10 protein-coding genes are annotated in these 12569 nt (G+C 64.6%); all 10 read right to left on the reverse strand.

What is annotated here, in order from left to right:
- Positions 1-86: 86 nt before the first annotated feature.
- Positions 87-1517: an argininosuccinate lyase gene (argH, locus tag CGLY_RS09305; protein WP_038552288.1), complete on the reverse strand. Its 1431-nt coding sequence runs from the start codon at positions 1515-1517 to the stop codon at positions 87-89.
- Positions 1518-1553: 36 nt separating this feature from the next.
- Complete coding sequence (locus CGLY_RS09310; protein WP_038548908.1) at positions 1554-2753, reverse strand: argininosuccinate synthase; 1200 nt, start codon at positions 2751-2753, stop codon at positions 1554-1556.
- A gap of 69 nt (positions 2754-2822) precedes the next feature.
- Complete coding sequence (gene argR / locus CGLY_RS09315; RefSeq protein WP_081803859.1) at positions 2823-3380, reverse strand: arginine repressor; 558 nt, start codon at positions 3378-3380, stop codon at positions 2823-2825.
- Complete coding sequence (gene argF, locus CGLY_RS09320) at positions 3365-4264, reverse strand: ornithine carbamoyltransferase (RefSeq protein WP_038548911.1); 900 nt, start codon at positions 4262-4264, stop codon at positions 3365-3367. The genes argR and argF overlap by 16 nt, the downstream gene beginning before the upstream one ends.
- Positions 4261-5430 (reverse strand): acetylornithine transaminase, encoded by a 1170-nt coding sequence (locus CGLY_RS09325; protein WP_038548914.1) that lies wholly within the window; start codon positions 5428-5430, stop codon positions 4261-4263. The genes argF and CGLY_RS09325 overlap by 4 nt, the downstream gene beginning before the upstream one ends.
- On the reverse strand, positions 5423-6358 hold the full coding sequence (gene argB, locus CGLY_RS09330) for an acetylglutamate kinase (protein ID WP_038548918.1): 936 nt from the start codon (positions 6356-6358) through the stop codon (positions 5423-5425). The genes CGLY_RS09325 and argB overlap by 8 nt, the downstream gene beginning before the upstream one ends.
- Positions 6359-6368: 10 nt before the next feature.
- Positions 6369-7541, reverse strand: coding sequence for a bifunctional glutamate N-acetyltransferase/amino-acid acetyltransferase ArgJ (gene argJ / locus CGLY_RS09335; protein ID WP_038552293.1), 1173 nt, complete (start codon positions 7539-7541; stop codon positions 6369-6371).
- A 117-nt stretch (positions 7542-7658) separates the two neighbouring features.
- Positions 7659-8672, reverse strand: a complete 1014-nt coding sequence (argC, locus tag CGLY_RS09340; protein ID WP_038548923.1) for an N-acetyl-gamma-glutamyl-phosphate reductase — start codon at positions 8670-8672, stop codon at positions 7659-7661.
- Between the two features lie 103 nt (positions 8673-8775).
- Positions 8776-11340 carry a phenylalanine--tRNA ligase subunit beta gene (gene pheT, locus CGLY_RS09345; protein ID WP_038548929.1) on the reverse strand — a complete coding sequence of 855 codons (2565 nt, stop codon included), beginning with the start codon at positions 11338-11340 and terminating at the stop codon, positions 8776-8778.
- Positions 11341-11435: 95 nt separating this feature from the next.
- A complete protein-coding gene (pheS, locus tag CGLY_RS09350) occupies positions 11436-12458 on the reverse strand; it encodes a phenylalanine--tRNA ligase subunit alpha (RefSeq protein ID WP_038552296.1) in 1023 nt (340 codons plus the stop codon).
- Positions 12459-12569: the final 111 nt, after the last annotated feature.

Raw genomic sequence — 12569 nt, forward strand, 5'->3', positions numbered from 1 at the left:
TGTCGACCTCGTCGTCGGCAGAGGGTCCGTAACACCGACCTTGCGGGTGCGCTGCACCAAGGCCGGTGACAGGGCTCGGCCCGGCCTCAGCGCACGGGTGCGGCAGTCCAGGCTCTCGCGTCAGCGACGGCGTCGGAAACACGATTGAGCTGTTCTGCCACGCGCACACCGGCGGTGCCGCCTCGTGTCGACCGTGAGGCGACAGCACCGTCGACCGTGAGTACCTCGCGCACGTCGGCGGTCAACACCGGATGCACCTCGGCGAGTTCGTCCTCCGTCAGCGAGACCAGGTCCACTCCCCTGCTCTCGGCGATCCTCACACACTGCCCCGACGCCTCATGCGCGTCGCGGAACGGGACGCCCTGGCGGACCATCCACTCCGCCAGGTCGGTGGCCAGCGTGAACCCGGCTGGAGCCAGTTCACGTAACCGTTCTGGGTGGAAGGTCAACGTACCGACCAGCCCCGCCATCGCCGGCAACAGTAGCCGCAGCTGTGCGACAGAATCGACGATGGGCTCCTTGTCTTCCTGCAGATCCCGGTTGTAAGCCAACGGCAGTGCCTTGAGCGTCGCCAACAGGCCGGTGTGATTACCGATGAGTCGACCGGTCTTGCCACGCATGAGCTCGGCGACATCCGGATTCTTCTTCTGCGGCATAATCGACGATCCCGTCGACCACTCGTCGGCGAGAGTCACATAGCCGAACTCCGGCGTCGACCATGCGATGATCTCCTCGGCGAGCCGCGAGAGATCCACAGCGACCTGCGCGAGAACGAAAGACGTCTCTGAGGCGAAGTCCCGCGAGCTCGTCGCGTCGATCGAGTTGTCTGCGGCAGCGTCGAAACCGAGTTCTGCAGCAATTGCCTCGGGGTCCAACGACAGCGAGGAACCCGCCAACGCCCCTGAACCGTACGGGGACACCGCCAGGCGCTTGTCGAGGTCGCGGAACCGGGCCACATCCCTCAACAACGGCTGCGCGTGTGCGAGCAGCTGATGACCCAACAGAACGGGTTGAGCAGCCTGGAAGTGGGTCTTCCCCGGCATGATGACATCCGGATGCGCCTCCGACTGCGCCACGAGGGCATCGACGACGTCGAGCACTCCCTCGGTCGTCTCGCGGACAGCGTCACGGACCCACATCCGGAACAGCGTGGCGACCTGGTCATTCCGGGAACGTCCGGCCCGCAGTCGTCCGCCGACCTCCGGGCCGACGCGATCGATCAACCCGCGTTCCATCGCACCGTGGACATCCTCGTCACCGGCATCCGGGCCGAACGCTCCAGACGCGACATCCTCCCCCAGCCGGGTCAGTCCGTCGAGCATCGCCGACAGGTCGTCGTCGGAGAGGAGTCCTGCGCGGTGCAGGACCTTGGCATGTGCTTTCGACGCCAGGACGTCATACGGGGCGAGTACCCAGTCAAAATGGGTCGACTTGCTGAGCGCAGCCATGGCCTCGGTCGGACCGCCGGCGAAACGCCCGCCCCACAGCGCACCTTCATTGGTGCCGTGTTGCTCGATCGGGTTCTGTGCAGGGTTGTCGGTCGTCATACGGGACTACTTTCCGCCGCGGTCGCGCTTGTTGGCGATCTTCGAGGACAGTCCGTGGAGTTCCACGAAGCCCTTGGACATCGTCTGATCGAAGGTGTCGCCGGTGTCGTAGGTCGCAAGGTTGAAGTCGTAGAGCGACTCCTCGGAGCGGCGGCCGTTGACCACGATGTTCCCGTTGTGCAGCACCAGGCGGATGTCACCGGTGACGTGTTCCTGGGTGGACTCGATGAACGCGTCCAGGGACCGCTTCAGCGGGGAGAACCACAGTCCGTCGTACACCTGGTTAGACCATTCGGCGTCGATTCCGCGCTTGTAGCGGGCGAGTTCACGCTCGATGGTCACGTCCTCGAGGGCTTCATGGGCGCGGATCAGGGTCAGCGCACCGGGAGCCTCGTACACCTCACGCGACTTGATGCCGATCAGACGGTCCTCGACCATGTCGAGACGGCCCACGCCCTGGGCTCCGGCGCGGCGGTTCAGTTCCTCGATCGCCTCAAGCACGGTCACCTCGCGTCCGTCGATGGCGACAGGCTTCCCCGACTTGAAGGAGATGATCACCTCGTCAGGGGCCTGGCCCAGCGAGGGCTCTTCGGTGTAGGCGTAGAGGTCCTTCGTCGGCGGGTTCCACAGGTCTTCGAGGAACCCGGTTTCAACCGCGCGGCCCCACACGTTCTGGTCGATCGAGAACGGGGACGATGCCGACTGCTCGATCGGAACGTTATTCTCCTCGGCGAAGGCGATCGCTTTGTCGCGGGTCCATGCGAAGTCACGAGCCGGAGCGATGATCTTCAGAGACGGGTCCGTATCCATGAAACCGACCTCAAAACGAACCTGGTCATTGCCCTTGCCGGTGCAGCCGTGGGCCACATGAGTGCCTCCGTGCTGCTGGGCAGCTTCGACCAGGTGCTTGACGATGAGCGGACGCGAGATCGCGGAGACCATCGGGTACTGCTTCATGTACATCGCATTGGCTTTGATGGTCGGCAGGCAGTACTCCTCGGCGAACTCGTCACGTGCGTCGACGATGATCGACTCGACGGCACCGGCTCCGATGGCGCGCTGGCGGACGGACTCCATGTCCTCGCCGCCCTGCCCGAGGTCGATGGACACCGCGACGACGTCGCCGCCGGTCATCTGCTTGAGGTACGGGATGGCGACGGTGGTGTCGAGGCCTCCGGAGTAGGCGAGTACGACGCGATCAGTCATGGTGTTCGTCAGTCCTTTCGGATAGAGGGGAAATAAGCGGGTGTAACAGTGGAATTGTGTCCCAGCTTCTCAGCTGAGTGTATCTGGTGGAACAGGATCACCGTGCACGGACGGCAGTGACGGCACCGACGGTGCCGGCGACACTGAAATCTCGTGCAGGTGCTCGGCCAGCGCTCGCCCGTCGACGGGATCGCGGGCGAGGACGAACACTGTGTCGTCACCCGCGATGGTCGCGACAACCTCGGGGAGGTCGGACCTGTCGATGACGCTGGCCATGTACTGCGCGGCTCCTGGCGGGGTCCGCAGGACGGCCGTGTTACCCGAGTGGTCCGTCCCCACGAGCAGCTCGACGAGGATGCGGCGCAACCGGGCCGGCCCGTCCGCCGAGAGATCGGTGTCCGTGGCTCCCAGGCTGTAGAACGACTGCCCGTCGGCCCGCACCTTCCTTGCCCCGAGATCAACAAGATCGCGGGACAGGGTGGCCTGGGTGATGTCCACGCCTTCGGCGGCGAGCAGGTCCTGGAGCTGACGTTGGCTGGCGACCCTGCGCGTGTCGACCAAGCGGGAAATCAACCCCTGCCTGGCCGATCGTGTCAGGGGTGACGGATGATTTATCGCAGCAGCCATTCCATCAGGGCCTTCTGTGCGTGGAGACGGTTCTCCGCTTCATCGAAGACGATCGACTGGGGTCCGTCGATAACGCCTGCGGTGACTTCGTAGCCGCGGTAGGCGGGAAGGCAGTGCATGAACACCGCATCCTTGTCCGCAGTGTCCATGAGTTCCTCATTGACCTGGAAGGGCACCAGCGCCGTAGTGTCCCGCCCGGCGTCCATGCCCATTGAGACCCAGGTGTCGGTGATGACGACGTCGGCACCGGTCACGTCCGCGACGTCGGTGACCGTCAAGGTCGCGCCTGTCTCGTCCGCGCGGAGCCGGGCACGGTCGATGAACCGTTGTTCGGGCTGGAACCCTGCCGGCGCAGCGATGGTCATGTCCACTCCCGCGGTCGCAAATCCGAGCATGTAGGAATTGGCCATGTTGTTGGCTCCGTCGCCGAGGTACACGGCTTTGAGGCCCTTCAGCTCACCCTTGTGCTGTCGGATCGTGAGCAGGTCGGCGAGGATCTGGCACGGGTGGAAGTCGTCGCACAGTGCGTTGATGATCGGCACGGTGGCGGTTTCCGCCATGTCATGGAGATTCTGATGCGCCCCGGTCCGCCAGACGACTGCGTCGACGAAGCGAGACAACACGGCGCCGGTGTCCTGGTAGGACTCCTTCTTCCCCATCTGGGACTTGCCGGAGTCCACGACGATCGGGTGCCCACCGAGTTGGTTGATCCCGACGTCGAAGGAGAACCGGGTACGGGTGGAGGTCTTGTCGAACAGGACCGCGACGGACTTGTTCATCAGGCTGTTTCGGTAAGGATCCTTGACCATCTCCATGCCGAGGTCGAGAATCTCGGCCTGTTCGGCGACGGACACGGCATCGTCGGCGAGGAAGTGACGGGTCATGACAGCAGCTCCTTGAGCATCGCGAGGGATTCACGGATGTCTGTCTCCGTGATGGTCAGCGGAGGGACGAGACGCAGGACGTCCGGCGAGGGTTGATTGACGAGCAGACCTGCGGTACATGCCCTGTCGGCGAGACCAGGGCGTGGTTCTTCCAGCACGACGCCGAGCATCAGACCCCGTCCACGGATGTGTGAGACAGCCGCCACCGGCTCCAGTTCATCACGGATCACTTTCTCCATGGCGGAGACGTGACCGAGCAGGTTCTCCGCACGGATGGTGTCGATGACGGCACAGCCTGCAGCACAGGCGACGGGATTGCCACCGAACGTCGATCCGTGCTGCCCCTTCGACAGGAGTTGTGCAGCAGGAGTGACAGCGACACAGGCGCCGATCGGCAGGCCACCGCCGAGACCCTTGGCCAGGGTGACCACGTCCGGAACGACGTCCTCTACCTCGTAGCCGAACCACCGCCCGGTGCGCCCCATACCGGCCTGGACCTCATCGACGACCATGAGGATCCCGTACTCGTCACACAGGGCACGGACGTCAGTGAGGAATCCCTCAGGTGCGGGGACGACCCCCGTCTCGCCCTGGATCGACTCGAGGAAGATCGCAGCGGTGTCACCGGCGCAACCGTTCTTCTCGACGAGTGCACGCAGGGCGTCGATATCCCCGTAGGGGTAGAACTCCACCCCGTCCGGGAGAGGTTCGAACGGTGCCCGCTTGTCCGGTTGACCGGTCAGTGCGAGCGAACCCATGGTACGGCCGTGGAAGCCGTGCTCCGCGGCCAGGACGCGGCCCCGTCCCGTCAGGCGGGTGATCTTGAATGCCGCCTCATTAGCCTCGGCACCCGAATTGGCGAAGAATACCTGCGCGTCAGGTCCGGTCAGGTCCTGGAGCTTGCCGGCCAGTTCGATGACCCGCGGGTGCGCGTGGATGTTCGAAGTGTGTCCGAGCGTGGCCACCTGCTGTGACACAGCGTCAACGAGGGCCGGATGGCCATGGCCGAGCGCGTTGACGGCGATCCCTGCCAGCAGGTCGATGTACTCACGACCCTCCGAGTCGGTGACGCGTGCGCCGGAACCGGAGACCAGTTCCACGACAGGTGTGCCGTAGGTCGGCATGACGGTAGATTCCCACCGCCTCTGCCAGTCAGTGTCATGCATGAGGAGACTCCCAGTCGTCACGGGCGATCATCGTCCCGATGCCGCCCTCGGTCATGAGCTCGAGGATCACGGAGTGTCGTTCGCGGCCGTCGATGACGTGGGCCGCCGAGACTCCGGTCCGGACCGCGCTCAGGCACGCCTCCATCTTCGGAATCATTCCGGCGTCCAGGTCGGGAAGGATCTTGTCCAGTTCGTCCGGTGCGATCCTGGAGACCAGCGAGCTCTTGTCCGGCCAGTCGGTGTAGAGGCCCTCGACGTTGGTCAACACCACCAGACGTTCCGCACCGACCGCCGCGGCCAGGGCGCCTGCAGCGGTGTCGGCGTTGATGTTGTAGACGTTGCCGTCTTCGTCGGGCGCGAACGGTGCCACGACCGGAATCCGCCCGGCATCGATGAGGTCCATGAGGACGCTGGCATTGACGTGCGCAATGTCACCGACGCGGCCGAGATCGACCTCCACGCCGTCCACCGTCGCCGTGCGCTTGACCGCGGTGAACAGTCCGGCGTCCTCACCCGAGGTGCCGACGGCAAAGGGCCCGTGCTGGTTGATGAGGTTCACCAGTTCCCGTCCGACCTTTCCGAACAGAACCATGCGCACGTATTCCATGGTCTCCGGAGTCGTGACCCGGAATCCACCGACGAACTCACCCGGCAGGTTGACCTTGTTGAGCATCTCGGTGATCTGAGGTCCACCGCCGTGGACAACGATCGGATGCGCTCCCACAGTCCGCAGGAAAGCCATGTCGGCTGCGAAGGCCGCTTTGAGTTCCTCATCGATCATGGCGTTGCCGCCGTACTTCACGACAACGATCTTGTCGCGGTAATGCAGCAGCCACGGCAATGCCTCGGCGAGGACGTTCGCCCGGGTGGCCGGGTCCAGGTCGGTAGCGCCGCGGTAGACGACCTTCTCGGGGTCGGGCTCTGTCATGACTACTCCTCTATGAGCTGTAGGCGGAATTGATGTGCACGTAGTCGTGCGAGAGGTCAGTGGTCCAGACCGTAGCCGTGCCTTCTCCCCCGGTTCCGAGATCCACCAGCACATCGATGTCGGGGCCAGTGAGATCGACGTCGCGGGCCCCGGGCGCGCCGGTGGCGTTAATGCAGACAGGCTGACCGTTGAAGCTGACCGAAATCCGGTCAGGCTCCATGGCTACTGGCGCCATACCCACCGCTGCGAGCGTCCGCCCCCAGTTGGGGTCAGAACCGAACATCGCACACTTGAACAAACTGTCACGACCGAGGACACGGGCCGCGACCTTCGCCTCCTCATCGGAGTCCGTACCGGTCACGGTGATGGATACCCGCTTGGTCACACCTTCCGCATCCGCCTGGAGCTGCTTGGCGAGATCCAGGCAGACAGCGTGCACCGCGGTGCGGAACTCCTCCTCCGACGGGGTCACGCCCGAGGCACCGTTGGCCATGAGGATGACGGTGTCATTGGTGGAGGTGGAACCGTCGATGTCGACACAGTCGAAGGTGACCTCCGTGGATGCCGTGAGAGCTGGTGCGGGATCTTCGACGTGAGCGTCGGTCGTCAGAACGATCAGCATCGTGGCGAGGGACGGAGCCATCATGCCCACGCCCTTGCCCATACCGCCGAGAGACCAACCGTCGCCATGGTAGACGGCCTGCTTACTGACCAGATCAGTAGTCATGATGGCTTCGGCAGCCGCGGTGCCGGACTCCGGGGATACCGCGTCGGCACGACGAATCTCTGTCGTAAGAGTGTCAACTCCGCTGAGGATCTTGTCCATCGGCAGGGTGTCCCCGATCAGGCCGGTCGAGCACACCGCCACCTCGGAGGGGGCGACCCCGAGTTTGTCGGCGACGGCACGTACCGTCGACGCTGCATCCCGGTCACCCTGCTCGCCGTTGCAGGCGTTGGCGTTCCCTGCATTCAGAATCACCGCGTGGAACGTCCCGTCGTTGTTGGCGCGGGTGAGTTTCACCGGGGAGGCTACGACCCGATTGCGGGTGAAGACGGCGGCAGCGGTGTATTCGGGGCCGTCGTTGACGACGAGGGCCATGTCCGGATTACCCGACGGCTTGATACCCGCGGTGGTCGCCGCTGCCCGGAATCCGGCCGCTGCAGTCACACCGAGGGCCCGGATGGTGTTCTCGACCGCATTGTCGTCCTCGGTGTCCCTCCCGTCCGTGAGGTGGTCCGGGAAAGTAGCGGAATCGTTCGGGTCGAATTCTTCACTCATGGTGGTGTTGTCCTTGTTCTGTCAGAGTCCGGCCATCGGGAGACCTGCGGTCTCGTTCCAGCCCTGGATCAGGTTCAGGCACTGCACGGCTGCGCCGGCGGTCCCTTTGGTCAGGTTGTCGATCGCGCTGGTGGCCACCACGACCCCGTCGGCCACAGTGACCTGGATGTGCGCCATGTTCGTTCCCACCACACTCTTGACTTCGGGCTGCTCGCCCTCGGGAAGGAGGTGCAGGAACGGCTCGCCAGCGCAGAAGTCCTCGTATGCGGACCGGAGCTCGGCAGCGCTTCCCTGGGCCTGTGCGGTAACGGTGGTGAGTATGCCTCGCCCCAGCGGTGCGAGGACGGGAGTGAAGGTCACGCGTACCTCGCCGCCAGAAGGAAGAACCCTCCGGATGTTCTGGGCGATCTCCGGAGTGTGCCGGTGGGTCCCGACCTTGTAGGCGCGGAGGTTGCCCATCGTCTCGCCACCGAGGAGCTCGACAGCGGGCTTTTTTCCAGCGCCTGTGACCCCGGTGACCGAGACCACGGAGACCTCTGGGCTTATCAGCCCGGCGGCCATCCCAGGCAGCAGTGCAAGTGTGGCACCAGTCGGGAAGCACCCGGGGACGGCGACGCCGGACGCTGCGGCGATCGTCGGCCGGTTTCCCGGTAACTCGGGAATGCCGTAGGGCCAGCTACCGGGATAGCTCCCCCCGTAATAGGCGTCCCAGTCGGCCTCGGAGGACAGACGCCGGTCGGCACCGCAGTCCAGCACGACGGTCCCACCGAGATCCAGCGACGATGACACCCCGTGCGGCAGCGCGAGAATGGCGACATCATGGTTCGCCAGGACATCCTCGGTGGTCGCCTCGACAATCCGGTCCGCCAGTTGCGGGAGGCCGGGGACGAGGCTACCGAATCGCTGGCCGGCGTTGGAGGCACCGGTCAAGGCGCCGATCTCGAAGTCCTGACCGTAACCGGGGTGGTTCAGGAGGAGACGGAGCGCTTCCCCTCCCGCGTATCCGCTGGCGCCTGCGACTGCAATGGAAATCATTGTGCAAGTATGCACCGAGAAAGGACTCGGCGCAAGTTATGCATCTTCTCGATTTTTATGCATCGCCGGTCACTGTCCCCGACCGGTAGCCATGTCCCGTCCGTTACCCCCTCAGCGTGGCGCCAACCTTATCTGCCGCGGAGGCCACCGCCGCCTCGCGGGCGACGGAGGCCTCGTCCTCGGTGAGCGTACGGTCAGTCGCACGGAACCTCAGGGTGAAGGTCAGCGACCGCTTCGCCTCCCCCAGAGCATCCGAGTGGTAGACGTCGAAGAGACGTATATGCTCGAGCAGGTCACCGGCACCGTCTTCCAGCGCCGCCTGAACCTCGGCGACCGGGGTCGTCTCATCGACGACGACCGCCACGTCCTGGTTGACAGCGGGGAATGGCGAGATCACGGGCCGGGGGAATGACTCTGCCAGCGGCAACGCATCAAGATTCATCTCGAGGGCCACGGTCCGCTTCGGGAGGTCCGCACGCTCGCAGACCTGGGGGTGCAGTTCACCGGCGTGGCCGACGACGGCACCGTCAACGAGGATCTCCGCGCAACGCCCAGGATGCCAGGGGAGGTACTCGGTGTTACGCAGGGTGATGTCGACACCGACAGCGCGGGCGATGGTCTGTGCCGCGTCCAGCACGTCACTCGCTTCGAAAGGTACTGCATCGCCCCAGGTGCCTTGCAGGACCCGGTTACCCGCCGCGATGACGGACACGCTCAGGGGCTGCTCCGGCAGCGAGGACAGAAGCGCAGAGACCTCGTCCTCGGACGGCCTGGCGGTGACCGACGGCATCGGCGACGTCCCCGACTCTCCGGTAGGGCGGGTAACCTGCTCTACTCCATAAAGTGCGACGTCATGCTGCCCCCTGGCGATGTTGCGGCGCAGTGAATCGATCATCGACGGCAGCAGGCTGGTACCGATCGTCGCGACGTCACTCTCCAGAGGATTGAGAACCCGCACGGCCCGCCGTCGAGGATCATCGGGATCGAGTCCCCACACGTCGAAGACGTCGTTCGGCACGAAGGGGCTGGGGAGCACCTCCACGTAACCGCTCCAGGCCAGTGCATGCCCGACTGAACGTCGCATACGCTGGCGCGGTGAGAGACCACGCCCTGCCGGAGCCGTCGGAACGGTGGACGGAATCTTGTCGAGCCCCTCCAGACGCAGCACCTCCTCGACGAGGTCGGCCGGCATGGTGAGATCCGGCCGCCAGGTCGGCGGTGTCACTTCGATCGCTTTGGCTCCGTTGGCGTCACGCTCTCCGGTTTCCCGTACTGAACACCCCACCTCAGTCAACCGGGAGACAGTCGTACCGGTCGGATAGATCATTCCCGCTGTCTTACCGGGACGGGAGGTATGCATGTCGATGACCGGCATGTCCGGCACCGATCCCACGAGGCTCACACCCTTCTCCACCTCGCCGCCGGCGATGCGGGTGAGCAGTGCGACCGCAAAGTCCAGAGCTGCCTCGATCACCGCGGGATCGGTGCCCCGCTCGAAACGACGGGACGACTCGGAGGACAGACGGTGGCGTCGGGATGTCCGCGCGACGGTGATCTGGTCGAAATGGGCTGCTTCGAAGTAGACGCTGGTCGTCGCGGCGGAGATCTCGGATGTGGATCCGCCCATGACCCCGGCCATCGACTGGATCCCGGTCGCATCGGAGATGACCACATCCTCCCCCGACAGGGTCCGCTCGACACCGTCGAGGGTGGTGATCTTCTGGCCTTCGGGGGCGCGGTGGATGTGCAGGTCTCCGGTGATCCGGTCGGCGTCGAAGGCATGCATCGGCTGCCCGAGCAGGAACATGATGTAGTTCGTGATGTCCGTCGCCGCGTTCACTGGACGCTGACCGCACAACAGAAGTTCCCGCTGGAGCCAGTACGGGGACTCGGCATCTGCGGTGATTCCGGTGACCTTACGGATACCGAAACGCGCACACTTCGTGTCCTCGTCAACCGTGATCTCCGGCAGGTCGCCACGGTCGGTCCCGTGGGGGAGCCCGGCGAGCAGGTCCGTCGGCAGGGCCGCTGCTGCGGGATCGTCGGCCGGGTCACGGAATGTCAGAGAGAAGGAACTGGCCAACTCACGTGCCAGACCGCGGGCCGACAGCGCATATCCCCGGTCCGGCGTGATGTTCACGTCGAAGACGGTGTCGTCGAGGCCGAGGAAATCGCGTGCATCCGCGCCGAGGACGATACGTGGGTCTTCTGCCTCGCTACCACGGATGGCGATGATGCCGGCGGTCTGAACCTTCGCCAGCCCCAACTCCGCGGCAGAACACATCATGCCTTCGGATGTCCGGCCGTACGTCTCCCGGGCACTGATCTCGAAACCACCAGGCAGGACGGCTCCGGGGAGGGAGACGATGACGATATCACCCTCGCGGAAGTTCCGGGCACCGCAGATGATGTGCTGGAGTTCGCCGGACCCGTTGGCTTTCGCCACGTTCACGTCGCAGTAACGGATGGGTTTTTTGAACCCTTCGAGTTCCTCGATGTGCTCGACGCGTCCGAATACCAGCGGACCGGTGGTCGCCTCGATCTGCTCGTACCCTTCGGTTTCAAATCCGACACGCACGAAACCGGCGTCCAGCTCTTCGGCAGGAACAGTGAATGGTGCGGTGGAGGTCTTGAGAAGGCGGGTGAGCCAGGACTGTGAGATCAGCATTGACGGGTGCTCGGTTCCTCTAGATTGTTACGGGGTTGTTCCGGGTGGTGCCGCAGTGGGACGCGGGCCGGGTCTGACAGGGCGCAGCCACGGTCTCAGCCGCGGATACCGAAAGGTTCGGTGAAGCGGACGTCGCCCTCCACCATGTCGCGCATGTCGGGGAGTCCGTTGCGGAACTGCAGTGTCCGCTCGATCCCCATACCGAAAGCGAAGCCGGAGTACTCCTCCGGGTCAACGCCCACGGCCGTCAGCACATTCGGGTTGACCATGCCGCAACCGCCCCATTCGATCCAGCCGGCGCCGCCCTTCTTATTGGGGAACCAGACATCCACTTCTGCCGAGGGCTCGGTGAAGGGGAAGAAATTCGGCCGGATCCGTGTCACCGCATCCTCTCCGAAGAGCGTGCGCGCCAGGTGATCCAGCGTGCCTTTGAGGTGTGCCATCGTCAGGCCCTTGTCGACGGCCAGCCCCTCGACCTGGTGGAAGACCGGGGTGTGGGTCGCGTCCAACTCATCGGTACGGAATACCCGACCCGGGCACGCGATGTAGACCGGCACATCACGTTCGAGCAGCGTCCGTACCTGTACGGGCGAGGTGTGCGTCCGCAGGACCTGCCGTGAGCCTTCGGGGCCGACATGGAATGTGTCCTGGAGGGTCCGCGCAGGGTGGTCCGGCAGGAAGTTGAGTGCGTCAAAGTTGAAGTACTCTGCCTCAACTTCCGGCCCTTCGGCGATCTCCCATCCCATGCCGACGAAGATGTCCGCGATCTGCTCGGACAGGATCGTGATCGGATGCTGAGCGCCCCGCTGGCCGCGTGCCGTCGGCTGGGTGACGTCGATACGCTCCGCTGCCAGGACTTCCGCGTTACGCTTCTCCTCGAGAGCGGATTTCGCCGAGGCATACGCTTTCTCGATCCGCCCGCGAGCCTGGTTGACGAGGCGACCAGCGTCCTTGCGCTGGTCCTTCGGCAGTGAACCGAGGTTCCGGCGCGCGGAGGGCACAGGTGCATCATCACCGAGGTGGGCGCGCCGCAGTTCGGCCAGGGAATCCAGGTCGTCGGCAGCGGAAAACGCCTGTACGGCGGCGTCAGCCGCAGCCTCCAGCCCGGCCTCACTCATGTCGATGTCGTCAGCCACCTAGCGCACCTCGCACTCATTGTTGTCCCGGTCGATCCCCTTTTGGAGTCGATTCAAGATGATACCAATGTCACCCGCACCACGGGATGCCGG

This window comes from Corynebacterium glyciniphilum AJ 3170, assembly GCF_000626675.1.
GTDB lineage: Bacteria > Actinomycetota > Actinomycetes > Mycobacteriales > Mycobacteriaceae > Corynebacterium > Corynebacterium glyciniphilum.

Coding starts and splice junctions, on each gene's coding strand:
- CGLY_RS09310 (WP_038548908.1), bottom strand. CDS start 2,753: ATGACTGATCGCGTCGTACTCGCCTACTCCGGAGGCCTCGACACCACC.
- argC (WP_038548923.1), bottom strand. CDS start 8,672: ATGATTTCCATTGCAGTCGCAGGCGCCAGCGGATACGCGGGAGGGGAA.
- pheS (WP_038552296.1), bottom strand. CDS start 12,458: ATGAGTGAGGCCGGGCTGGAGGCTGCGGCTGACGCCGCCGTACAGGCG.
- argB (WP_038548918.1), bottom strand. CDS start 6,358: ATGACAGAGCCCGACCCCGAGAAGGTCGTCTACCGCGGCGCTACCGAC.
- argF (WP_038548911.1), bottom strand. CDS start 4,264: ATGACCCGTCACTTCCTCGCCGACGATGCCGTGTCCGTCGCCGAACAG.
- pheT (WP_038548929.1), bottom strand. CDS start 11,340: ATGCTGATCTCACAGTCCTGGCTCACCCGCCTTCTCAAGACCTCCACC.
- argR (WP_081803859.1), bottom strand. CDS start 3,380: ATGGCTGCTGCGATAAATCATCCGTCACCCCTGACACGATCGGCCAGG.
- CGLY_RS09325 (WP_038548914.1), bottom strand. CDS start 5,430: ATGCATGACACTGACTGGCAGAGGCGGTGGGAATCTACCGTCATGCCG.